Raw genomic sequence first — 25268 nt, 5'->3', positions numbered from 1 at the left:
AGATGATTAAGGCTATCTATAACGGTAGCCTTATTTATTACTTATATCCCGAACTTGTTTAAAGAGTTTAGAGGCAAAAATAAAATCTTCCAACTCTTTGTTTTGCACATGGAAGATATCGTCTTTAGTGCCTTCCCATAATTTGTTGCCTTGGTAAATAAAAATGATTTTCTCACCAATGCCCATTACCGAGTTCATATCGTGGGTATTTACAATGGTAGTCATGTCAAACTCTTGTGTAATTTCATGAATCAATTCATCAATCACAATAGATGTGCGCGGGTCAAGGCCTGAGTTGGGTTCGTCGCAAAACAGGTATTTGGGATTTAAAGATATGGCTCGTGCAATAGCCACACGCTTTTGCATTCCGCCGCTAATTTCAGATGGGAATTTATCATTGGCATTCTCCAACTTTACACGATTAATACAAAAGTTGGCGCGTTCGCGTCGTTCTTCTTCACTCCAGTCAGTAAACATGTCTAGCGGGAAACGTATATTTTCTTCAACCGTCAATGAGTCAAACAAGGCTGAGCCCTGGAATAGCATCCCAATATCCTGACGCAGGCGTTTTTTCCTTTGGCTGTCCATCTCCGCAAAGCTATTGCCGTCATATTTAATATCCCCCGAGGTAACATCGTGTAGTCCAACCAACGATTTCAGCAAAACCGTTTTCCCCGAACCACTCTGGCCAATAATCAGGTTGGTTTTACCCTTTTCAAACACCGTTGAGATACCTTTAAGGATCTCTTTATCACCAAAGGATTTGTGTACGTCAATTGCTTCAATCATGCCAATAATAGTTGTGTAAGAATAAGGTTGAATAATAAAATTTGAATGCTGCTGGAAACCACTGCTTTGGTGCTGGCTTTACCCACTTCTAATGCACCGCCTTGAACGTTGTAGCCCCAGTAGGCAGAAACAGTTGCAATAATAAATGCAAATACAACTGATTTAATCAGTGCATACACAATATAAAAGGGTTGAAAAGCATATTGGATACCGTAAACATATTCAGGGCCAGGAACAACGCCTGTTAAAGAACCAGCCAGGTAGCCTCCGCTAATACCAACTCCCATACTTATAATTACCAATGCAGGGATAATAAAAACAAAAGCAACCACCTTAGGCAGTACTAAATAGCCGGCAGGATTGATACCCATTATTTCGAGAGCATCAATTTGCTCGGTCACTCTCATGGTGCCAATTTCTGAAGCGATGTTAGACCCCACTTTACCGGCAAGTATTAGTCCTACAATAGTCGATGAGAACTCCAGTAAAATAGAGTCACGAGCCGCTAGCCCAATCGTATACTTAGGTATAATTGGCATGTCAATATTATAAGCTGTTTGAAGGGTGATAACTGCCCCCATAAACACCGAGATAATCATGACAATGCCCAGTGAATCAATGCCCAGTTTGTCAATTTCACGCACTATCTGTTTCAGGAAGATGGCATGTTTTTCGGGCTTGCCAAAAACTTTACGTAAAAAGAGTGTATAACGTCCAAGGTGGTAAAATATTCTCATTGTGGTATGAAAAATAGTCCGTAATTTAGTATGATAAAAGTAATAATATTGCAATTACTGTAGCAAGATACAACTTTAGTATTTGTAAATAAATTCATCTATGAATAACAATACATATTGTGTAATAATGGCAGGCGGCGTTGGTAGTCGTTTTTGGCCATTGAGCACAACCGAAACACCCAAACAATTTCTTGATATCACAGGCACCGGGAAATCATTGCTTCAACAAACCTTTGAACGTTTTAAACCCATTTGCCCCATTGAAAATATTCTTATTGTCACCAGTAAAGTCTATAAAGAATTGGTGCTTGAACAGCTTCCGTCTATTAGCCCCGATCAGGTTTTGGCTGAACCTCTTCGCAGAAATACTGCTCCTTGTATTGCCTTTGCCAATGCAGTTATTAAGAAGAAGAATCCCAATGCCAATATTGTTGTAACACCTTCTGATCACTTGATTATTAACGAAGAACAGTTTAGAGAGAAAATAGTCAACGGGTTGAATTTTGTTGAAAATAAGGATACTTTGCTGACTTTGGGCATAAAGCCCAGCAGACCCGAAACGGGTTACGGTTATATACAGGTTGAACAAGAGAGTGGATTGCCAGAGAGCTATAATAAAGTGAAGACTTTTACGGAGAAGCCAAACCTTGAGATGGCCAAAATACTGTTAGAGAGTGGTGAATTTTTCTGGAATTCAGGGATTTTTATCTGGTCATTATCAAGTGTTGAAAGAGCATTTCAAAAACATTTAAGAGAAATATCCAGTCTGTTCGATTCTTTTTTTCCTACTCTTGGTACCGAAGCCGAAGAAAAAGCTCTATACGATACCTATGTTGATTGCCGCAATATATCCATTGATTATGGTGTTATGGAAAAGGTCAATAATGCGTATGTGCAGATTGTTGACTTTGGCTGGTCCGATTTGGGAACCTGGACGTCGTTGCACGAAAATTCGGAACGCAACATCAATAATAATGCCGTATTGAGTGGTAAAGTATTGTTATACGATACACAAGATAGTGTTGTTCATTTGCCAAAAGGGAAAAAAGCCGTTATTCAGGGTTTGAAGGACTATATAGTAGTTCAGTCGGATAAGGCCTTGTTAATTTGCCCCAAAAGTAATGAGCAGCAAATCAGGCAGTTTACAACCGACGTAAAAACGGAGTTTGGGATGGATGATTAAAAAGTGAACTATAAGAAAGTTAATCCTTAAGTTTTCAAAAACCTTAAGGATTAGCTTTGTACTTTATTTCTTCCTAAATAAATCTTTCATGCGCTGAAGCACACTTTTGTGGTCTGTTTGCTTACGCTCTTCTTTTCTGGCTTTGCGTTCTTCTTGTCTTTTTAGCTTAAGCGAGTCAGGGCGGTCGAAACCCTCAAACAAACTATCAAAGAAATTCTTATCCGGATCGGTTTCTGAAAAATCGTCACACATCAATTGTTTCTGAATACGCGATGGCACCACGTAAAACGAACCTTTGTGATATTGATAACGACTACGGTCTTTTTCCAGACGTTGCATAAATCGGGCAAATATAGGTAGGGCCATATGCCCGCCACTTCCTAAGGCTGTAGATCGGAAGCGGATTGTAGGTTGGTCGTTGCCTACCCACGCGCCAGCTACAATGTTTGGTGTGTAGCCAATAAACCAGCCGTCAGAGTTATCTTGCGTTGTGCCTGTTTTTCCGGCTAACTCACTTTTCAGATTAAAAACGCTGCGAAGAGAACTTCCTGTCCCTCGTTCTACAACTCCTCGCATCATTTCCACTATAAAATAGGCGGTATCATCGTCGTAAACTTCATCTTTTGGCAGGTTACCCTCATTTTCGTATAGTACATTACCATCGCGATCTTCAATGCGTAAGAGCATGACTGGCGCAACGGGGCGACCATAATTGGGGAAAGTGGTATAGGCTGAAACCATATCCAGTAGTGATAATTCAGCTGTTCCAAGAGCGATGGACGGGTACTTTGGGATATCTTCTTCAATACCCATGTCTTCCGCCAGATTCACTACTTTCCGAACACCAATCTGGGTGATGAGCTTAGCACTAACGGTGTTGACCGAATTGGCCAGACCTCCTTTTACTGAGAAGTAACCATCGTGTTTTCCATTACTGTTGGCGGGATTCCAGTCGTCATAATCTTCATACACCACTTGCTCATTGGAAATAAAGTCACACGGTGATACTCCATCTTCCAAAGCAGCAGCATATACAATGGGCTTGAAGGTTGAGCCTACCGGTCGACGCGAAGTGACATGATCGTATTGATAGGTTTTATGATCGATGCCACCCACCCATGATAGCACGTGGCCATTACGTGGATTCATGGCAACAAAGCCTGTGTTAAGCAACATTAGGTAATGTTTGACCGAATCAACCGGGCTCATTTGTACTTTCTTCTCGCCCGAATGCGTGTAGATGGTCATGGGAACTTTTTTCTCCATGGCCTTAAATATGGCTTCATCCGAGTGTCCGGCCTCTTTCATCTTCTGATAACGGCGCGATTGTCGTAAAGCATTGGTATAAACCTGTGGGTGCTTAGCCCAGGCCGAGCGCCCTTTCCAGTGACGGTCAAACTCCTCTTGCAGGCGTTTCATCTGTTGGTCAACAGCTTGTTCGGCATATTCCTGTAATTGTGCATCAATGGTGGTATATATCTTTAAGCCATCAGAATAAATATCGTATTCATCTCCGTATTTATCTTCTAAAATATTCTGTGCCTGAACGCGAATCTTCTCTCTGAAATAAGGCGCAATGCCCGTGTTGTGGTCAATGCGATTATAATCCAGTTCTATCTTGCTCTGTGTCCACTTCAGGTATTCGTTTTCGGATAAGGTGCCATGTTCGCGCATGCGGCTGAGTACGATGTTTCGACGCTCAAAGCTTCGTTCTGGATTTAGTCGCGGGTTATAGGCTGTATTGGCTGCCAGCATGCCCACTAAAGTGGCGGCTTCGGCAGGATTCAACTGACTCGATTTCTTCCCAAAAAAACGTTTAGCCGCTACTTCAATGCCAAATATGTCCTCACCAAAGGGCACGGTGTTGAGATATAGCGTAAGGATATCGTCTTTTGAGTAAATGCTTTCTAAACGGGCTGCTGTGAATATTTCTTTTGTTTTTCCAACCGGTAAAGTCAGAAAGCCCAGCCGCATTCGTGGGTAAAGGTTTTTTGCCAATTGCTGACTAATGGTACTACCGCCACCTTGTGCTCTGTCGCCAAAAATAATAGTGCGCACCACAACTCGGCCTAAGCTGATAAAATCCAATCCATTATGCTCGAAAAAGCGACTATCTTCAGTGGCTATCAAGCCCTCTTTTACATAGCGCGAAATCTCATCGTTGTCAATAGTCAGACGGTGTTCGATATAATACCGCCCCATTAATTTTTCATCAATAGAATAAACCTCCGAGGCTGAATGGTTCTGTATCTTAGACAATTCTTCTTCGGATGGCAAAGCACCAAACAAACCTAAATACACAAACAAGCAAAAAACAAAGAAGGCGGCGATTCCTAATGTGGTGGCTTTTAAACCAAAAATAAACAAGCGCTTTTTGAAGCTCTTTTTAGTAGTAACAGGTTTCTTTGACTTTGCTGTTTTTTTAGCAGGCGCTTTCTTGCTTGTTGGTTTACGTGTGGCCATTAAAATCAGGTTTTAGCGAGCGTGAAAGTAATGAATAATTATTATAGTCAACGATTAAATATTAATGATAAATTATTAATTAACCATTAACCATTAACCATTAACCATTATCATTAATCTGTTTCTCCCCATTCATTAAAAAATTGTTCCAGGTATGATTCCATAAAACGATGCCGTTCATTGGCCATTTTTTTCCCGGTGTTGGTTTTCATCTTATCTTTTAAGAGTAGTAATTTCTCATAAAAATGATTGATAGTCGGACTGTTGCTGTTTCTGTATTCACTCGCATTGGAGTATTTTTGCGGACTAATTTCGGGGTTGTAAAAATCACGTCCTTTGTGCCCACCATAACTAAAAGCGCGGGCAATGCCAATGGCACCCATTGCGTCTAACCTATCGGCATCTTGCACTATTTGTAATTCAAGTGATGAAAAAGTGCTGTCTGACCATTGTTTTGAAAACGATAGATTTTGAATAATCTTAATGACATGATCAATGGTGTTTTGCTCAATAGCTTTTTCATTTAGTTTTTGTTCGATGAGCATCAGTGCTTCCACTTCGTCAAAAAATTTAGTGTCGGCAATGTCGTGCAGAATAACGGCTAATAGGATAGCATTCCAATCGCCACCTTCTTTTTTATGTATAAGTTTAGCATTGTTGCGTACACGAATGATATGCCACCAGTCGTGACCAGCTTCGCATTCACTCAATTTTTGTTGTGCCCACTCTTCAATTTCCAGTAGTGTTTGGTCTTTAAGCATTGTTTCTTGTATGATGAAAGTCTAAAATAGCAAAAAAAGAGGAGCCTGAAAGCTCCTCTACCTAAAAACCCACGTTTACAACTTTGTTAAAGTTGCTTTAGTTGTTTTGCTATATGCTCTAATTGTTGTTGACTTATTTCTTTCGAAATGGTTCCTCGTGAGCAGATTAAGTATTGACCAGCCTTTATAATGCCAATGTTTCCGGTATATCTATCGGCCAGTACATAGTATGTATTGTCTTTAATTGGAGCTTCAGAATTTGTTTCAGTCATATATTCGCTGAGCATATTTTTTGCATCTGTGTCATTATCTCCTTTTAAAACAAACAAGGTGTATTCACTATCTGCATTTGAATATTTTACTTCGTAAGAATGTTTCAGGAACTCATAACCCAAAATGCTTTCTTTTATGTATTTATCACTAAATGGGACCCGGTAAGATTCTGGAAAACTGTTAAATTCGCAAGGGTAGACAGTGTTGTTATTTAATTGTTCACTTAACTTTTGGGCAATTGATTTCATCGCTTTCTTACTCTCATTGCTTACTTTTAAAGCTCTTACCTTAATATAATATTGTCCAGCCAAGAAGTAGATATAGTCATCTTCTCCAAATCCCTGAACACCGATATTAAAATATTTATCATCCTGTGGGCGCTCCATGCTGTAAATGCCAAAAGCATCGATGGGCGAGGCGTGTTTGTATAGCTCTACTGTTATGTAATTGCTATTATGCTGATAATCGACGGTTGTCATGCCTTTGAAATTGAATTTCAGGTATAGCTCTGAACCGCCATTGATAGCATTGTATAAGGTGTTTGGTGTGTAATGATCAATCTCACCCAGTTGCCAGTGTTCAATTTCAGGAAATTGCTTAAAAGGCTCGGAAGCTGATAAGCCGTGTAATATGGTGAAGAATAAAAGTATCATAATTGGTTTCATATTATTCAATATTAGGAGTGCTGAAAATTAAGTTCTTTTAATGCTTCGATACGTTGTGCCAGGTTTACCGAGCGCTTACATTTGGCACTGCAACTATCACAAGTAGTACAATTCATCAGTCCCAGGTTCTTAGGAATGGCTTTTTCAGTGGCCATGGCGTGTTGCATGTTGTTATATTGGTAAGCATACATATAAGTGCGCATCAGTGTAGGAATGTCGTTGTGATGTGGACATGAATCGACGCATTTCGCACATTGTACACAAAACGATTGTGCCAGCTGAACCTGAGCTCGGTTAAAAAAGCTTTTCTCCTCGTTACTGAACGCGAGATTGCCTGCTACCGAAAAGTTTTCGTCCAGTTGGTCATAAGTTGTGTAGCCAGGAATGGCAGTAGCTATGTATTTATGTTGTAACACCCATTTTAGCATAGCTTTGTGGTTAAGTTCACCAATTGATTGTCGGCTATCTTCATGTTTTTCCCACCACATATAACCGCCACCACCACATTGTGTTTTCATAGCTATGATACCATGCCCAGCTTCGGCAGCTCTTTCCATAGCAGTTTGTAAGCGTCTATCTTCGGCAAAAGCAATGTTAAACATGACCATGATAATATCGTAAAAGCCTTTTTCTCTCACATCGTCAATTAAAGCCGCATCATCACCATGCAAAGACGTAGCACTGTACTTAAACTTTCCTGCTGCCTTTAATTCTTCCATCGCTTCGAGTATGTATGGATTGTTTTGTTCCTCAACTGTACTTACCGCGTGGTGTATTAAAACATCAACATAATCGGTCTTTAAGCGACGCAGGCTTTCTTCAAATCGCTCAATAAATAATTGTTTAATTTCGGGTTGATATAGATCGCGCTCAGTCTCTTTGAGGTAAATTTTAGTCACAATCTTAACATCATCGCGTAATTGATGTTTATCTAAAGCTTCGCCCAGCATTTTTTCGTTCATGCCATTTTGATAGTACCAGGCTGTGTCAAAAAGGCGAATGCCTTTATCATAGGAGCGCACGATTAATCCTGGGATGTTGGCGTTCATTACGCCCATGCTCACAATGGGCACTTGTAATCCCGTGCGACCCAATGTTCGATAAATGACTTCTTCGGGAGCAACATCATTGTGGATTGTTTTACTGTCAGGACTTGCCTGAACCAAGCCAGTCATATTTAATAAGGCCAATGACTGACCTGTTTTGGTGATAAATTTACGTCTGTTCATTTTGTGGGTATTAGTTTATTAACCATGAACTTACCCATTAAAACGATGTCTTCTTTTCGGTATAGATAAAAGGTGTATTTAGGAAGATGAAAAACGTAAATTCAACGATAAAAGGCTAAAGTGAGTTTAAGTTGGTAATTTTAGCTTTAAGTTGATTCATTCGTTGCTGCTCAGAAAATGAGAAAGTTGCGGCTTCGGCATCGGTAAATTCACGTATGATCAATGCTTTTTCAAAGGCCTGTTTAGCATGGTCAGTATTACCTTTTTTTAGCGAAAGCTCTCCTTCAGCATAAAACAATTCGGAAAGGACTTTTAAGTGTTGGTGGGTGTAATTGTGTTGTTCCAGCAGTTGCGTGGTGAGCTCAGTAATTGGGAGTTGATGAAAAAAGGCAGCATCTTCTTTCAAAAATTCCCGATATGCATTGTTTAAACGTTTTTCAGCTTGTTTTATATCGCCTTTTTTTAGTAATCCCAGAAAAACAGCAATCATCTCTGCCATCATTTCCATCATACGTAATATATAGTCTTTGTGATATGCCATATTACTAATATAAGGTAATCGTCTATTCTAAGGAAATGGCATTCGTCTATTACATGAAAAGAATTCTAAAAAGTGAGAAAAGGAAATATATGCCAGCTATTAAAATGTAATTTATAGGTGAAAATGACTTTCAAAGTGAAATTAATAAACGCAATATTTATGTGTTTTTAACATTTTATTCATGAACAAATGGTTTTTTGACACTTTTTTTAATGCTTTTGCAAATGTGTCTAAATCATAAAAAATGACTTTGAGGTCTGAATTGTCTTCTTTTCAGTCAGTTTTGGCCTAAAAATTAAAATATTTTTCCTGACCCCCTGTATTTTGAGTTGAAATTCATCAAAATATCAATTTTTTTAGTTTGCCCCCCTAAAAATCTCCTTCAAAAATGATTATTTCGATTTTTTAACAAAATTACCCCTTAATTTTTACAATTGATTAAAAAAAACATTCTACTTTTGTATCGTACCCCATTACAAAAAGGGGGTGAAAACAAATTATTAACAATTTAAACTGTTTTACTATGAAAAAAGTAAATGTATTTAGGAGGATGTTGCCAATCGCTTTATTGGCGTTATTGCCCGCTGGAACTTTTGCAAAAGGCAAAATCTTTATCAACTCGTATTTAAAAACCGACTATGCGGTTATTACGGCTCGTTACGATGCAGCGGATAACTATCGAGTAAGAATTTTTGACAATGAGGGTTCAGAACTTTACACAAGTTCACGTATTAGCGGAGCTGCTTCGTTTCAGAAATTGTTTGACCTTACTTCATTGGAAGATGGAGAATATACTATTGAATTAACCAGCAAAAGTGAAACGTCTAGTGAGAACTTCACCATTAAAAATAACGAATTGGTTAAGATTGATAGTGCAGATGAAAAAAGTGAAATGTTGAGAGCATTTTTCAGAGTGGCAGAAGATAAACTATTTGTGAGTCACATGAACTTTGATAATGCAGCATTGAGCATTAGTATTGATGACAAGTTTGGAACGGAGATTTATAATTCAAACCTACCTACAGAGAGTACTTACTCGGGCATGTTTGATTTAACTAACCTGCCAGCAGGAGAGTATAAAGTATCATTAGTTTCAGGCGGTAAAGAGTACAACTATGAATTTGATAAGTAATGATGAATGTGACCAGGTAGACCAACAGCGGTTTACAGAACGAATAAACGGTGTATCCAATATTTCAGATACACCGTTTTTTTGTGCTTTAACATTTGTGCTTGCTTATAAACTCCAGTAGGTTAAGTCTTTTATTCTATCTCTGAAGATGCCTTTTACATCAACAAAAACACCTTCATCAACTAAAATTGATTTAAAGTATTCCTCATCGAGTTTCGCATAGTCATCGTGGTTTACAGCAACAATTACTGCATTGTATTTATCCTTGATGCTTTCAATTAAACCGTAGCCATATTCATGTAATAATTCATCGGATGAGGCGTGTGGATCGACCACGTCAACATCAATGCTAAAGGATTTAAGTTCGTTAACTACATCGGCTACTTTCGAATTACGGATGTCACTCACATTTTCTTTGAACGTTGCACCCATTATCAACACCTTAGCTCCGTTGATTTTATTACCATTCGAAATCATCTTTTTCACAACGGTTTTGGCTACATAGCCACCCATGGAATCATTAATGAAACGACCGCCCGTGATAATTTTTGAATGATAACCTAACTCGTTGGCTTTATAGGTTAGGTAATAAGGGTCAACACCTATGCAGTGACCTCCAACCAATCCTGGGAAGAATCGTAGGAAATTCCACTTGGTACCTGCTGCTTCCAACACTTCAAAAGTATTGATATCCATGCGATCGAAAATTAATGACAGCTCATTCATGAGGGCAATATTCACATCGCGCTGTGTATTTTCAATAATTTTGGCAGCCTCGGCTACTTTTATAGAACTGGCTTTATGAATACCGGCGGTGATAATACTGGCGTATACTTCTTCAATCACCCTCGCTGATTCTTCATCGCTACCCGATACAATCTTTAATATTTTTGTCAGTGTATGTTCTTTATCCCCCGGGTTAATTCGTTCAGGGCTAAAGCCAACTTTAAAATCCTCGTTTAATTTTAAGCCAGATTCCTGTTCTAAGATTGGTACGCAATCATCTTCAGTACAACCCGGATAAACGGTAGATTCAAAAACAACATAATCACCTTTCTTCAGAATTTTACCAACAGCACGTGTTGCACTAAGAAGTGGTGTTAAATCTGGTAAGTTATGGTTGTTAATTGGCGTAGGAACAGCTACCACGTGAAAGTTGGCTTCTTTTAAATCGGCTGAATTACTGGTGTATATAATATCACAGCCTTCAAATGCCTCAGCTTCCAACTCGTTGCTTGGGTCAATCCCTTGTCGCATCAATTCAACGCGCTCCTCTTTAATGTCGAAGCCAATAACTGACATTTGGCGGGCAAATTCCAAAGCAATTGGCAAGCCAACATAACCCAATCCAATTACTGATAGTTTCTTTTCTTTAGCTAATAATTCTTGTAACATAGTTGAGGTTTTATAGTCCAGACGATTTGTATTCTTGTTTAATCATTGATCTTCTTTACTGTATTGTTGTGCAATTTGTACGTAGCTTTACTTTCGGGGCAAATAGCTAGTCCTTCTTCATTAAATTCCAGGCGATGACCATACTCACTCATCCAGCCAATTTGCTTTGATGGATTGCCTACTACCAATGCATAAGCCGGAATTGTTTTGGTGACCACTGCTCCGGCACCTATAAAAGCATATTCGCCAATGTCGTGACCACAGACAATAGTGGCATTGGCACCGATGGTTGCTCCTTTTTTTACTACTGTTTTCAGGTATTGTCCACGACGATTAACAGCACTGCGGGGGTTAACCACATTGGTGAAGACCATGGATGGGCCTAGAAACACGTCATCTTCACATATAACGCCTGTATAGATGGATACGTTGTTTTGTACCTTGACATTTTTTCCAAGTTTGACGTCTGGTGACACAACGACGTTTTGTCCCAGGTTACAGTTTTCTCCAATCTCGCAGCCTGACATGATGTGGGAGAAGTGCCATATTTTCACGCCATTATGAATGGTGCAATCGTCGTCAATAACTGCTGTCTCATGAACAAAATAGTTTTGATCATCCATATTCCTTATTCAAAAAATGCCAGGATGGCGTCCGTAATATAATTTAATTGCTCATTGGTGAGCTCAGTGTGCATGGGCAAAGATAACACCTCTTTGCATAATTGCTCGGCATTAGGCAAGTTAGGTGTTTTATTCATAAAATGCTCAAAAGCTTCTTGTTGGTGCAATGCCACAGGATAATACACCATTGATGGAATTCCTTTTTCTTTCAGATAGGCCTGCAGTTCATCACGTTGGCCATTTTTTACCCTAAGTGTATATTGATGAAAGGTATGTACACATTCTTGTATTCGTGTTGGGATTTGAATGGCTTCATGCTCTTTAAAAGCGCCATCGTAAAAATCAGCTGCTTTACGGCGGCGATTATTAAAGTCGTCCAACTCTTTCAGTTTTTCATGGAGTATAGCTGCTTGTAAAGTGTCTAATCGTGAATTAACACCAATCACTTTGTGATAGTACTTTTTTTGCGAGCCATGGTTAACAATCATCCGCATTTGAGCAGCCAGCTCATCGTCGTTTGTGAAACAGGCACCCCCATCACCAAAGCAGCCCAGATTTTTTGATGGAAAGAAGGAGGTGCAACCAACGTCGCCTATCGTACCCAGCTTCTGAGTGTGATTTTTATATTGGTAATTACTGCCAATGGCCTGTGCAGTGTCTTCAATAACCTTTAGCTGGTATTTTTGAGCGATTTGCATCAAACGATTCATATTGGCTCCCTGACCAAATAAATGTACCGGAATGATGGCCTTTGTTCGTTCTGTAATAGCAGCTTCAACTTGCTCAGGAATCATCATAAAGGTGTCTAAATCGACATCAACCAGAACAGGTTTGAGCTTTAGCAGGGCAATGACTTCAACGGTGGCAATAAAAGTAAAAGTTGAGGTTATGACTTCGTCGCCTTCTTTTAGGCCAAGTGCCATTAGGGCTACCTGCAATGCATCGGTGCCGTTGGCACAGGGAATCACATGTTTTACCTTGAGGTATTTTTCCAGGTTGGACTGAAAGGTTTTAACTGCAGAGCCATTGATAAAAGCTGTTTGTTCAATAACTTCGGCCATAGCCTTGTCAATGGCAGGCTGCAGTCGCTTGTACTGAGCCTGAAGATCGACCATTTTTATTTCTTGCATAGTGTCCATTTCGAGTGGTGAAATTAGGAAAAATATCAGAACCCGAAGTTCATACCGAAGGATAAGATGTTATCACCTTCGAGGTAAAACGGATTTGTATATAGCTCCATATCCGGGCCGCCAAAGTCATTTTTAGTGGCTTCTATAAAGATAAAGCCATCATTAATAATTTGATAAGAGGCTTTAAATGTAAAACTTTGGTTGGTATAACGCTCTTCGTTGATGAATGGTAAGCCTCTGCGTTCGTGCTCAGGATTTATCTCGGGATGCAAATCGATTTCACCATCGTTTAATATTTGCATATAATCTTTTCCTTTGCGCACTTTGGTATAACTGGCTTGCAGATCTAATCCCCGAATAGGCTTAAACCGAGCCGATAAATATATTTCCTCAGCATTATCGCCCATGTAACTACCTAAAAAGAAGCTATTGCTGGTATAGGTGATGCTCGGTACAAAATTTTGGTACGTCATTGGTCTGATGCGCGTGTATTCAACGGTGATGGATGTGTTAGGAAGAATGTCGTTGGCTTTAGCTCCCAGCTTTAAAGCCACATGATTTGATTGCTGTTCGCTGTCAAACATTCTGCCCAAAGCTATTTCGTCAATAAAAACAGATGTGTATAAATGCAGATTTTTGATTTGGCGGCTGCTAATGTCGAGGTACATCTGGGCGTTTTGGCCTACCCAGTTATCCCACGAATTGTAGGTATGGTCAGACGATTTATAGAATAGAAATGGTACGGCAAAAGCAGCATTAAACTCCGTATCGGCATAAATAATTGAGTTTCCAAATGAAACATATAGCTTTTTCATTGGCTTAATGGTAAACATATTGGCCGAAATGTATTTACTGACATAGATGCGCCGGTCATCGCCATAAACCGGATAAGAGCGAACCGAGTCAACAACTTCGCTTACCAGCCAACCGTGCATGTAGTTAAACTCGAGCCATTTGGTTGGCGTCATCTTAAAAGAAATATAACCATAGGATGGTGCGCGGCCACTTAGGATACCAGCTTCGCTATAACCGCTGCCCCAGGCTACATGATCTTTGTGTAGTCCAATGCTACCCCATTTCCATGAGTAGGTAATGCCTCCTCGTGTTTCAGAATAGTCTTTAGCCAAACCGTCGCCTTTATAAATGGCTCCGGGGCGTTTAATGATATAATCGCTGCCACCCAGAAAGCGTGATTCATGATTGTCGCGTAAACTTCCATAAACTCCAACATGTTTACCTATAGTGCCATAAAACTCAGCCCCTCCCCAGCGGTGGTATTCGGTAGCGTTACCATTATTAAAAAACTGTCCGCCTATGATGGGATTAACTGTGAGTTTAAATAAAGAATCGGTATAATACCAGGCATCAAAGCGCTTGTTGAAGTCTTTTCCAGGTTGTAATTCTTTGTTGAAATCTCGGAGGTAAAACTCAACTTCTTTTTGCTGACGTTTGCTTAAAGAGGGGTGATGATTTGCTTTTTGCAGGGCATTGGCGATGGTTAATCGCGAGTAAGGTTTAATGGCCGAGTTAAGTTCGATAATGCCTTTGTTGGCCAGCTCATCGATAAAATCATAGATGGCTACATTGCTTATGTGATGAGGAACTTCCTGGGCTTGTGTTGTCAATAAGGAAACAAGCAATAAGGATAGAAACAGATAGATTCGATTCATGCTGCAAGGTTTGATATACCCGAAAGTATATAAAACCCTCTATCTAATCAAATTAAGTTGCTTAGCTTCGTCCAAGAAATCGAAGCGATTATCAGGATATAGGGTATATTTAACTGCTGCATAAAGCTGTTTGCCAAAAAGCATTGCTGATTATTTATGAGTTCTTAAACAACTTAAGAAATTAAAAATCTTTCCGATGGTAATAATGAAACTCTCTTGCTGGATAGCTTCCAGTTCGCCTTTATCGAGCCATATACCTTTGCAATAAGGGCAATAGTCAATGATGACCTTCTTATCACGCGGATGAACTGCTTTTTGTAAACGAGGCGAGTTGTTGCATTTGGGGCAATGAAGTTTTTCAAACTGTTCTTTTTTATCTGGAAGATGCCTGATTTCAATGAATGTTGGCTCAATAATGCCTTCAATTTGTGATAACTCATCTTTATCAAACCAGATTCCACCACAACAGGTACAGCGGTCAACTTCAATAGTTGTTTTACAGTCATTGATATAATCAATGCTCAACTGCTGATTACATCTTGGGCAATTCATAATGGTACGAGATTGATTTAAAATACAGACTGTAAAAATAGGAAAAAACTCATATGCACCTATTATTTCTATTAATCGGGGAATTTTTGTAAACGAGGATACATTTCTGTTTAAGTGCTATATTTCTGGGGGTTAAAAATATTCCGCCGAGTTCAGCAGCAGTATTTCCAAAAGGTCGGATGTGTTGCTTAACTCGGCAGGATTTTTTCAAACGCTTCAAAGCGTGTTCCTCCGACTCCTAAATGAGTCTTTGGGCTTGTTTATTTCTAATTGTGAAATAGGATTGGCACTATTGTCTATCGCACAATTTTATTGGCTTTAATAACCCATACGTGTTTACAAGGTGGTGCATTTCGTATGTCTTCCGGTATGGTTACAACAAAACCTTTATTGGCTTTTTTCCAACTTAATTTTTTCTTGCTGCCTAATAGCCTTAGTTTGGTTGATTTGACAAGCTCAATGGATTCAATTTTGATTTCAGCAGGCATTGCCTCACCTTCTTCGGCCATGTAATGGAAGTAAACACTTCCATCGTCCTTTTGTGTCATGCAGATGTTGTTCTCTTTGAAAGGCTCAATAGGCTTTGTGTTATAGATAGCCTCACTGTTAACCTTCATCCAATCGGCATACTCATTCAGTAAATCATAAGCACCTTGCTGCCATTTGCCATCAGGGCCGGGAGCAATGTTCAACAACAGGTTGCCACCTTTGGCTACGATATCCACCAACATGTGCACACACTCGTTGCCACTTTTATATTTGGCATTGAAGGTATATGACCAACCACCACCTGAAATAATGCATGACTCCCATGGGTATGGCAATGTTTTATTGGGTACTCTGTTTTCAGGAGTCAGGTAATTTTGGTTTTTACCATGAACAGCTCTGTCAACAACAATAAGGCCCGGTTGTTTTTCGCGAGCCTTGGCTGCAATCTCATCCATGCGAATATCCTGGTTGACGATGCGATTTTTCACAAAGCCACTTTTTGTTTGTTCCCCTTTGTGCTTATAGTATTCTTTTATTTCTTCTTCCGATGTTTTTGCTACCCAGCCGCCGTCAAGCCACAGGATATCAATTTTACCGTAATCAGTCATTAACTCATCAATCTGATTATGCGTAAACTGCACATATTTTTCCCACTCTTCAGGATATTCTTCCGGATCGTAGTTCACATTGCGGTCAAGAGGTGGAAAGTAAGGATCCCAATACGACGGACAGTGCCAGTCGGGCTTTGAGAAATACGCACCTGCCCAAAGACCTTCGGCTCTAAAGGCATCAAACACCTCTTTGGCAATATTGGCTTTGGGATTTGTATGGAACGGACATTGTTCCGACGTTACCTTATAGTCGGTAAATTTACTGTCGAACATACAGAAACCATCGTGATGCTTTGTCGTGAAAACAACATATCTCATCCCGGCATCCTTGGCTGCTTTAGCCCATTTTTGCGGATTAAAATCAACCGGATTAAAAGTCTTTTGCAGGTTCTCGTAATCCTTTTTGTATTCGAAATAATTATTGTAGTGATCTCCTTTCTTTCGTTCGCACCAGCCATAATCTTCCGGGCATAGCGACCAGGATTCGACAATGCCCCACTGGCTGTATGCACCCCAGTGCATTAGTAAACCAAACTTGATGTTTTGCCACTGATCCAGCTTTTGCAATACCAAAGGATCTGTTTCAGGCACATAACGTTCGTCCTCGTATATTGCCTGTGCATTAAGTCCAAATGTAAAACCTAACGCGACCATTGTAACTAATAGAATTTGTTTCATATTATAAAATATAAGCTAACGTGAAATTTCTTATGCTTTGAACAAATTGAGGTGCTTTCTCCGGTATTTAAGATAGGGTATATAAACTTAAAAAACATTAACTGTTTTCGCTAGCTAATGAACACGAGAGGAAGAAGAATGAACATATTTATATCATTCAAACGAAGTATCCTACTCGTGATTTATAGCCATTTAAAATTTATCCATTACTTTAATGGTCTAAATACAAATCACCGATGAAAAGCATTTTTACGGCTTTATTTGTTTTTATTTGCTTAAGTAGCTTTGGCCAACAGCTTGATAGCTTGTTGAATAATCTTGAAATGGCAATAGAGCAGAAAGAAATTTACGAAGAGGAAAAGATCAAGCGAATTGATAAGCTTAAAAACAAGCTTTATTTCTATCAGTCAGAAGATTTAAGTATAAAGGAATACCAGGTTTGTTTAGAGTTGTTGTAAGAGTATCAGTCATTTGTATATGATTCGGCGTTTTTTTACGTAGAACGAGCCAAACAGGAAGCCTTCGAGTTGCAAAATCAACCCAAGCTGGCCTATGCAAAAATTAAAGAGGGTTTTGTACTTCTTTCATCAGGGTTGTTTACCGAAGCTATTGATACATTACAAAGTATTTCGCTTGCGCAGTTGCCCGATTCAGTAAAGCGGGAATATTATTCAGTGATTGCCCGCACTTATTATGATTTGGCCGATTATAATCGAGATCCGCAGTTTACCTCTCAGCACACAACAAAAGGCAATGCCTATCTTGATTCAGCCCTATTGTATGTTAATGAAAATACCAACGAATATTGGGCTATTGAGAGTTTGCGGCGCATGAAGAAAAAAGATTGGAAGGGCGCTAAATACGCATTTACTTACTGGATGAATAATTTCGACCTGCCCCGCCATTTTGATGCCATTGCCACTTCAAGTCTGGGGTATATCTATTCCCTGACAGGTTATGAAGACAAAGCTATCGAATATTTAATTTTGGCCGCCATCGCCGACATTAAAAATGCTACCAAAGAAACAGTGGCTCTTCGGAATTTGGCCAACGCTTTGTTTCAGCGAGGCGATAAAAAAAGGGCGTATCGTTATATAATAATGGCGTTGGAAGATGCTACCTATTACAATGCTCGTCATCGGAAGATTGAGATTGCAACCATTTTGCCCATCATCGAAGGGGAACGGTTAGCGGTTGTTGAAGCGCAGAAAACAAAACTGATTTACTACATCGTTGCTTCAACTTTTTTGTCGGTATTGGTATTAGCTTTCCTCATTATTATTTATCGACAACTTAAAAAGATTACCAAAATCCGTAAAATCTTACAGAATACCGTTAATGAGCAAAAGGAGTTGAATAGTAATCTGTCGGAAGCCAATCAAATTAAAGAAGAGTACATTGGTTATTTCTTTAATGTCAATTCTGAATACATCGAAAAGATGGACGATTTCCAGAAACATGTCTTCAGAAAAATATCGGCCCGACAGTTTGATGATTTGCACACTCTTCTGAAAAATACGAATCTTAAAAAAGAAAGGCAGTTGCTTTTTCATCGATTCGATGAAATTTTCCTGAAGCTGTTCCCCAATTTTATTGCTGAGTTTAATAAGCTTTTTCCAGATGAGCACCAAGTTGTGCTTAAAAAAGGCGAATTATTAAATTCCGAACTTCGAATATTTGCGTTAATTCGATTGGGTATTACAGATAATGAAAAGATTGCCAAGTTCCTGAATTTTTCCGTAACGACTATTTACACTTATAAAACTAAAACAAAAAGTAAGTCGTATTTCAGAGAAGCATTCGACGAAAAAATAATGGACATTAAAGCGTTTTAGACTTTATTGACAGGTCAAAATAAATGTCCTAAGTGTTAATAAGTGTAAAAATCACTTAATGAGTGTTCTATTGTAATCTAAAATTCATTTAGATTAATTACGCACTTTCGAAAATGTATCACTCATGTAATCAGGTTGATAGTGAATAAATAAGTCTTGATTTGTCTAGATTGAAGTTTAAAAAATTCTATTTGCTTTTAGACTCCTCTAGTTTTGTTGGTGTCGAATAATTCGGCGAGAAACTAATAAAAACAAATCCAGGTTTATTATGAAAAAGACATGCATTTATGTATTGCTGTTTTTGTTGGTGCTTCCTTTTGAGGGATGTTACCAAACAGATGATGGTAGTTATGTGGCACCCATAACTATATATGAAAAAATAAATGGTTCTTGGAGTTTAGACGAGTTGACATTGGTGGATGAGTATGCCAAATCAAACGCCATTACTCCTGATAATGAGGTTTTAACTTCCTTTTTTAACTTCCAGAATTTTAATATTCAGTTTAATGTTGATGCATCCAATCAGCCAACCACCTTTGAGGTAACAGGCGATGTGCCGGCGTTATTCTTAATGAGTGGTTATTGGTCATTAAGTTCATCTTATCCGAACACAAATTTATCTGCTGTGCGGATTAACCTTTATGCCGATGCCGCCAAAACACAAATTGTTGATCAGTTGAGATTGACTTCTATTCCTGGAGCTCAGGATGTGATGGAAATACAATTGGTTAGAGCATCCAGCGGTACTGCTTTCGCTTCTTATGTATTTAACCTTTCACCGGCTAATTAAATTCAAATGTTCTATGAAACAAGCCGGATGAATGCATTCTCGCATCAGAGAATGTCAGGGTTGGCTCGTTCCATATGACATTGAAAATAAACGTAATCATATGAAAAAATATTTTTATTGTCTGATAATTGCATTGTTTATCCCTGTCTGGGTGAGTGCCCAGGAAGAGGCAGGTGATATTGCTGATATATGGTCTTATCCGGTCGTTTATCAATATACCGAACAAGTTTCGTGGTATTTTGATTTAGCCGGTACAACTTTTGCCGAAGACGAAGATGTTTATATCTGGATCTGGTCGCCTTCTGAACCAGATGCTGGTAACTGGGAAAACTCTTCTGAATTTGCTAAACTAAGCTATGAAGGTGATTTTATCTGGCGCTTCGATTTAGTGCCTACCGAATATTTTAATGTAACAGCAGAAGATATTGCAAATAGTGCTGGCTTTTGGTTGAGGCTTAAAAACAAGGATGGCTCCAAACAGTCGGGCGTAGGCAATGTGCCGGTTACTTCTTTTAATGATTTCTTTACGGCTGACGAAATGATCAGATCTTATCCCACAAAACCTGCCATTGATGAAGGTTTAAGTATTTTATTTAATTCCAATCTGGTGGATGGATTCGATGGCGCAACAAGCGTGCACATGCACAGTGGATTAAATGACTGGGAGGTTGAGCAACAATACCAGGTTTGGATTCCAGAAGTAGTGGAAAAGACCAAACTGAAAGATATGGGTAATGGCTTTTATAAAATGGATCTTATTCCCGAAGAATACTTTCCGGTTCCTGAAGATTATGTGATGGAAAACATGACATTCCTTTTTGTAAAGAATGAATGGGAAGCCACTACTCCGGATCAAAAATTAATAGCGGCCGACGTAGTGCCTCCGCCACCTCCGGTTTTCAGTTTTTTTCCATTGAAAATTAGTCAGAAAGACATTTTGGGAATGCGCAGAATCTATAACGAGAGAGGCGTTACCACTTTACACTACATTATTACAGCCGGTTCGAAAGAAATTAGCGGTGAGTTTTCGGGTGATAAAAATGAGATTAAAGGCTTTGTTGATTTAGTTACTGAGTTAGAGGGATTAACAGGTCTTAACTCTATCCATGTTGTCGTTACTGATAATAATGATCGCTTGATTACCGAAACAGACATCCCGCTTGTTGAGCTTGATCAATACTAGATGATCGATTCATTAAACGAAATGCTAACAATAAGAAACAATGAATTCAATGAATAAAATATATAAAAACAAAGCACAATTCCTTTTAAAGGTCTTCTGCCTGATGGTGGTTGGTTTATACCTTTTAGCACATGAAGGAATGGCTCAGCAATCGACAATATCTGTTTCAGGTATTATTAATGACGAAACAGGACAACCTTTGCCGGGTGCTACGGTATTGGTTGAAGGTTCAGCAATTGGTACCACCACAGGTATGGATGGTACTTTTATACTGGATGTTCCAAGTCCGGCTACATTAATTGTTTCATTTATCAGCTATAAATCTCAAAACATCCTGATTAACGAATCAACGCCTTTGCCATTAACTATTCAGATGGTATCGGATATGGTTTCTTTAGATGAAGCAGTGGTTGTAGCTGTTGGTTATGGTACCATGCGAAAGTCGGACTTGACCGGAGCCATCTCTTCCGTCGCATCTGACGATTTGCGCCAGGGAGTGATTGCTTCAACCGAACAAGTGTTGCAAGGTAAAGTGGCGGGATTAGCTGTTGTTCAAGGTTCTGGTGATCCGGCTTCAGGAGCTGTCATGCGTTTACGTGGAGGAACATCTATCGCGGCAGGCAATAATCCACTGGTTGTGGTGGATGGTATTCCAGGTGTGGATATTAACACCATTCAACCTTCTGAGATTGAATCAATCGATGTTTTGAAAGATGCCTCTTCGGCTGCCATTTATGGTTCACGAGGTGCGAACGGTGTAATTATCATCACTACCAACAGAGAAAACAAAGGTAAGAGTATCGAATATTCGGGGTATGTGGCTATGAGTCAGGTGGCTCGTCATCTTGATTTGTTATCAGCCAATCAATGGCGTCAGTATGTGCGTGATAACAATGTTACCAATGCCATCGATTACGGTGGCAACACCGATTGGCAAGAGGAACTGGAACAAACAGGCATCTCTCAATCGCATACCATCAGTTTTAACAATGGTGGCAAAGATAGCGGCGTAAGAGCGTCTTTAACGTATTTCGAGAATGAAGGTGTTGTTAAAACAACTCGTTTAGATCGCCTGAGTTCAAGTATTTCGGCCTACCAATATGGTTTGGATGGTAAATTAAAGCTGGAGTTAGGTTTAAACGCTAACCAGGATGAATGGAAACCATTGGACTACCGCATTTTTGAGCGTTCGTATAACCTAAGTCCGGTTATTCCTGTTACTGATGAAAATGGTAATTACACCAGTGTAGGCGGTAATATTTATGAGAACCCTGTTGAAATAATGAATAATCGTAGCGTTCGCAATGTGCGTAATCGCTTATTAAGCTACTTTAAGGTAGAGCTGGAATTATTACCGGGATTAAAATCATCAACCAACCTCTCGTACGAGTTTAACTCAACAAAAGGGAATACTTATAAGCCAACTTATGCTGTGATGGAAGGGCAGACCGAAAATGGCTATGCTCAGAAAACACTTGGTGAGTATGTTAATAAGCAGTTGGAGACCTACCTAACTTACGACAAATCTATTGAAAATCATCGATTTAATGCTATGGCAGGTTATTCGTATTTGAATAATGTGTATGAGGGTTTTGGTGCTCAGCGTCGTGGTTTCGATACGGACTTGTTTTTGTACAATAACCTGGCTGCCGGTCAGGATTTCAGAGCCGATGATAACTACTCTTACAAAGGTGAAGCAACGCTTATTTCCTTCTTTGGCCGTTTGAATTATAGCTATGCTGGTAGGTATATGCTAACCGGAACTGTTCGCCGCGATGGCTCAAGCCGCTTTGGCGCCAACAATAAATGGGGTACGTTCCCATCGGCCTCATTCGCATGGCGTATTTCTGAAGAAAGCTTTATGGATGGAACCCGTGGATGGCTTGATAACCTTAAATTGCGAGTTGGTTATGGTATTACCGGTAACCAGGAAGGCATCGGCGAGTATAAGTCATTGGAAATTACAGGCGCTGTGTCAACCGACCGCTATTACGATGGCGTAAGCGATACCTGGAAGTCAGGTTTCGGAACCGTGCAAAATGCCAATCCTGACTTAAAGTGGGAAGAAACAGCACAGATAAACATCGGTTTAGACTTCTCATTATTGAATCGCATTAATGGTACTGTTGAAGTATATCAGAAAAAAACCAGCGACTTATTATATACTTACCCGGTTCCAACCACACAATATGCACACCCATACATGTTGGCTAATGTTGGAGATATGACCAATAAAGGTATTGAATTTAGCTTGACTGGTAATGTGATGACGAGAGGTGATTTTTCGTGGGATGCTAACTTAAACTTATCAAGTAATCAACAAGAGATTGATAAGCTGTCGAATGATCAATTCCAGACAGATGGCGTGATTTACAGCGGTTCTCTTCATGGTTTACCAGGCATGTCGGGCATGTACTCACAGGTCATTAAAGAAGGCTATGCTTTAGGTACATTTTGGGGGCCTCAAAACCATGGATTGGATGAAGATGGTAAGTTCATCAACGATGAAGAAGACAGCGATTTAGGTAATATGCAACCCAAGTTGAATTTGGGTTTTGGCATGAATTTCACCTATAAAAACCTGGATGCGTCATTTGCAACCTACGGTATGTTTGGACAAAAGGTGTTGAATGCAACCGCAATGGTTATGAATGATCCGAGTCGTTTGCCGGCTTATAATGTGCCCGATGATTTCTTGACGTCTGGTATCAACGACGACCCGACTTACTCGAGCTATTGGGTCGAAGATGCGTCATTCTTCCGCCTGCAATCAGTAACAGTTGGCTATACATTGCCTGTTAAGAAATTGGGTTTGTCAAACGCACGTGTTTATGTGACTGGGGAGAACCTTTTTGTGATAACTGGTTATTCGGGTGTTGATCCGGAGGTGAGCATTGATGGCTTAGATGCCCCTGGAATCGATAAGTTTAATTACTATCCAAAACCAATGACTGTCTCACTTGGATTAAACCTGTCATTCTAAATCGAAACTTTTAAAAACAGAAATTATGAAGCTAAATATTATAGCCGCCTTTTTAGCCCTTGTACTTATTAGCGTGTCGTGCACCAATCTGGATGAGACGCTGTATAGTCAGGTTGAATCAAAAGATTATGGCCAAACATCAAGCGAGATAAGTACCTTGGTAGGTGGAGCCTATGCAACCTTGCGTGGCACCAATGATGACATTTCTATTTCGTACCCAACGTGCGAATATGTGTTCTTTTTAAACGAATGTAGTTCCGATGAGGCGTGTATACCGGCAAGGGGAACCAACTGGAGAGATGGAGGTCGATACATTCAGGCACAACAGCATGCCTGGGAGTCTGATAACGTCATGTTACTTAGTGCATGGAGATACTGTTACTTAGGCATTAATAAAATCAACGAAAAGATTTTTACCATCGAATCAGCCGAAATGGGTGAAGAAGCTAAAAACTCGGTTCTGGCAGAATTACGTTCACTAAGAGCCTATTACTATTATCAGTTGCTCGATATGTTTGGCAACGTACCTTTAAGCATTGAGTTTGGTGCTGATGCCAATTTGCCCAATTCCACTCGTAAAGAAGTATATGAATTTGTTGAGAAGGAATTTAAGGAGTCATTGCCGTATCTGTCTGAAGAGGTGATTTATGGTCGTATGACTCAGAACGTGGTTAACGCCATGCTGGCACGCTTGTACATCAATTCTGAAGTTTACATTGGCGAAGCACGTTGGCAGGACTGTATTGAGGCTTGTGAAAAAGTAACGGGTTACATTATAGAGCCTGATTATTTCACGAACTTCTTAACGGAGAATCAGGTATCTCAGGAAAATATCTTTGTTATCCCTTACGATCATAAAGAGGGTACTGTAGGTAATTACCTTCATTCCATGACTTTCCATTATGAGCATAAATACACCGTATCATCCACTGGTGATTATCCCTGGTGTGGTAATGGTATCTGTGCCCAGCCTGGTGTCTACTCCATGTTTGAAGATATCGATCGCCGTAAAGAAAGCATGTTGGCTGGCGATCAGATTCATAAAGGCACCGGTTCAGTGATTATTATGGATAATGGCGAGCCACTAATTTATACGGAGGAAATCGGGGATTTTGAAAATGCCAAAGACAATGAAGGCGTTCGACTGCATAAATATGAGGTAAAAGCAGGTGAACAATGGGAGCGCGACCATGACTGGGTGTTAATTCGTTATGCCGAGATTTTGATGATGCAGGCTGAATGTTATGTGCGTCTGGGGTCAGCTGATTTGGCACGTCCGTTTATAGAACAGATTTGTACACGCGCCGGGATTGAAACACCTTCAACCATTGATATGGATTTTCTGGATGATGAGTGGTTGCGCGAGTTTGTTTTTGAAGGCACCCGACGCACGGTGAATATTCGTTTCGGAACCTATTTTGAACCCTGGTGGAGCAAAGAGGCCAATGAAGCTTATACTGCCATTTATCCGATTCCTCAAACCGAATTAGATAAGAATCCTTCTTTACAACAAAACCCTGGTTATTAATTCGCATATCGACCGGTCCGGCAAAGCG

The 25268-nt window shown here is 39.7% G+C and carries 21 protein-coding genes; 8 read left to right on the top strand and 13 right to left on the bottom strand.

Translation table 11 applies throughout. The features are described from left to right. Positions 1-30 precede the first annotated feature (30 nt). Both J1N10_RS11260 and J1N10_RS11255 read right to left on the bottom strand, forming a co-directional pair. Positions 31-789, bottom strand: a complete 759-nt coding sequence (locus J1N10_RS11260; RefSeq protein ID WP_262326804.1) for an ABC transporter ATP-binding protein — start codon at positions 787-789, stop codon at positions 31-33. Beyond that, the gene (locus tag J1N10_RS11255) at positions 786-1526 is read right to left on the bottom strand and encodes an MlaE family ABC transporter permease (RefSeq protein WP_262326803.1); all 741 of its coding nucleotides are present in this window, start codon (positions 1524-1526) and stop codon (positions 786-788) included. Before J1N10_RS11255 ends, J1N10_RS11260 begins: the two co-directional genes overlap by 4 nt. 100 nt (positions 1527-1626) lie before the next feature. Between J1N10_RS11255 and J1N10_RS11250 the strand changes: the two genes are divergently transcribed. Beyond that, entirely contained in the window at positions 1627-2709 is a 1083-nt protein-coding gene (locus J1N10_RS11250; RefSeq protein WP_262326802.1) for a mannose-1-phosphate guanylyltransferase, read from the top strand. Positions 2710-2772: 63 nt separating this feature from the next. Here J1N10_RS11250 and J1N10_RS11245 read toward each other — a convergent pair whose 3' ends face one another. The 5 genes from J1N10_RS11245 to J1N10_RS11225 all read right to left on the bottom strand — a co-directional run bounded on the left by J1N10_RS11245 (position 2773) and on the right by J1N10_RS11225 (position 8641). Beyond that, a complete protein-coding gene (locus J1N10_RS11245) occupies positions 2773-5172 on the bottom strand; it encodes a penicillin-binding protein 1A (protein ID WP_262326801.1) in 2400 nt (799 codons plus the stop codon). Positions 5173-5285: 113 nt separating this feature from the next. After that, positions 5286-5933 carry an HD domain-containing protein gene (locus J1N10_RS11240; RefSeq protein WP_262326800.1) on the bottom strand — a complete coding sequence of 216 codons (648 nt, stop codon included), beginning with the start codon at positions 5931-5933 and terminating at the stop codon, positions 5286-5288. 86 nt (positions 5934-6019) lie between these two features. Beyond that, positions 6020-6871: a DUF6599 family protein gene (locus tag J1N10_RS11235; protein WP_262326799.1), complete on the bottom strand. Its 852-nt coding sequence runs from the start codon at positions 6869-6871 to the stop codon at positions 6020-6022. A gap of 11 nt (positions 6872-6882) precedes the next feature. Beyond that, the gene (locus J1N10_RS11230) at positions 6883-8100 is read right to left on the bottom strand and encodes an aldo/keto reductase (protein WP_262326798.1); all 1218 of its coding nucleotides are present in this window, start codon (positions 8098-8100) and stop codon (positions 6883-6885) included. Positions 8101-8215: 115 nt separating this feature from the next. Beyond that, complete coding sequence (locus tag J1N10_RS11225) at positions 8216-8641, bottom strand: hypothetical protein (protein ID WP_262326797.1); 426 nt, start codon at positions 8639-8641, stop codon at positions 8216-8218. 523 nt (positions 8642-9164) lie between these two features. Here J1N10_RS11225 and J1N10_RS11220 point away from each other — a divergent pair. Next, positions 9165-9773, top strand: coding sequence for a DUF3244 domain-containing protein (locus J1N10_RS11220; protein WP_262326796.1), 609 nt, complete (start codon positions 9165-9167; stop codon positions 9771-9773). Positions 9774-9878: 105 nt separating this feature from the next. Here J1N10_RS11220 and J1N10_RS11215 read toward each other — a convergent pair whose 3' ends face one another. The 6 genes from J1N10_RS11215 to J1N10_RS11190 form a co-directional block, all read right to left on the bottom strand. Then, entirely contained in the window at positions 9879-11168 is a 1290-nt protein-coding gene (locus J1N10_RS11215; protein ID WP_262326795.1) for a nucleotide sugar dehydrogenase, read from the bottom strand. 38 nt (positions 11169-11206) lie between these two features. After that, positions 11207-11791 (bottom strand): acyltransferase, encoded by a 585-nt coding sequence (locus J1N10_RS11210; RefSeq protein WP_262326794.1) that lies wholly within the window; start codon positions 11789-11791, stop codon positions 11207-11209. A gap of 5 nt (positions 11792-11796) precedes the next feature. Next, positions 11797-12921, bottom strand: coding sequence for a DegT/DnrJ/EryC1/StrS family aminotransferase (locus J1N10_RS11205; protein ID WP_262326793.1), 1125 nt, complete (start codon positions 12919-12921; stop codon positions 11797-11799). 35 nt (positions 12922-12956) lie between these two features. Then, positions 12957-14591: a hypothetical protein gene (locus J1N10_RS11200; RefSeq protein WP_262326792.1), complete on the bottom strand. Its 1635-nt coding sequence runs from the start codon at positions 14589-14591 to the stop codon at positions 12957-12959. A gap of 150 nt (positions 14592-14741) precedes the next feature. Further along, positions 14742-15143 carry a TFIIB-type zinc ribbon-containing protein gene (locus tag J1N10_RS11195; protein ID WP_262326791.1) on the bottom strand — a complete coding sequence of 134 codons (402 nt, stop codon included), beginning with the start codon at positions 15141-15143 and terminating at the stop codon, positions 14742-14744. A gap of 296 nt (positions 15144-15439) precedes the next feature. Beyond that, complete coding sequence (locus J1N10_RS11190) at positions 15440-16921, bottom strand: alpha-L-fucosidase (RefSeq protein ID WP_262326790.1); 1482 nt, start codon at positions 16919-16921, stop codon at positions 15440-15442. Between the two features lie 236 nt (positions 16922-17157). Here J1N10_RS11190 and J1N10_RS11185 point away from each other — a divergent pair, with 236 nt between their 5' ends. The 6 genes from J1N10_RS11185 (at position 17158) to J1N10_RS11160 (ending at position 25240) form a co-directional block, all read left to right on the top strand. Continuing rightward, on the top strand, positions 17158-17379 hold the full coding sequence (locus J1N10_RS11185; RefSeq protein WP_262326789.1) for a hypothetical protein: 222 nt from the start codon (positions 17158-17160) through the stop codon (positions 17377-17379). A gap of 69 nt (positions 17380-17448) precedes the next feature. Beyond that, positions 17449-18756 (top strand): DUF6377 domain-containing protein, encoded by a 1308-nt coding sequence (locus J1N10_RS11180; RefSeq protein WP_262326788.1) that lies wholly within the window; start codon positions 17449-17451, stop codon positions 18754-18756. A gap of 268 nt (positions 18757-19024) precedes the next feature. Continuing rightward, on the top strand, positions 19025-19546 hold the full coding sequence (locus tag J1N10_RS11175; RefSeq protein WP_262326787.1) for a DUF5004 domain-containing protein: 522 nt from the start codon (positions 19025-19027) through the stop codon (positions 19544-19546). A gap of 100 nt (positions 19547-19646) precedes the next feature. Beyond that, entirely contained in the window at positions 19647-20729 is a 1083-nt protein-coding gene (locus tag J1N10_RS11170) for a hypothetical protein (RefSeq protein ID WP_262326786.1), read from the top strand. Between the two features lie 49 nt (positions 20730-20778). Beyond that, positions 20779-23712, top strand: a complete 2934-nt coding sequence (locus tag J1N10_RS11165) for a SusC/RagA family TonB-linked outer membrane protein (protein ID WP_262326785.1) — start codon at positions 20779-20781, stop codon at positions 23710-23712. A 25-nt stretch (positions 23713-23737) separates the two neighbouring features. After that, on the top strand, positions 23738-25240 hold the full coding sequence (locus tag J1N10_RS11160; RefSeq protein ID WP_262326784.1) for a RagB/SusD family nutrient uptake outer membrane protein: 1503 nt from the start codon (positions 23738-23740) through the stop codon (positions 25238-25240). Positions 25241-25268: the final 28 nt, after the last annotated feature.

Origin of the sequence: Carboxylicivirga litoralis (assembly GCF_025499605.1) — a bacterium.
Classification (GTDB): Bacteria; Bacteroidota; Bacteroidia; order Bacteroidales; family Marinilabiliaceae; genus Carboxylicivirga; species Carboxylicivirga litoralis.
The sequence above is the reverse complement of the archived record's forward strand: the minus strand, read 5'-3'. Positions and strand labels throughout refer to the sequence as shown.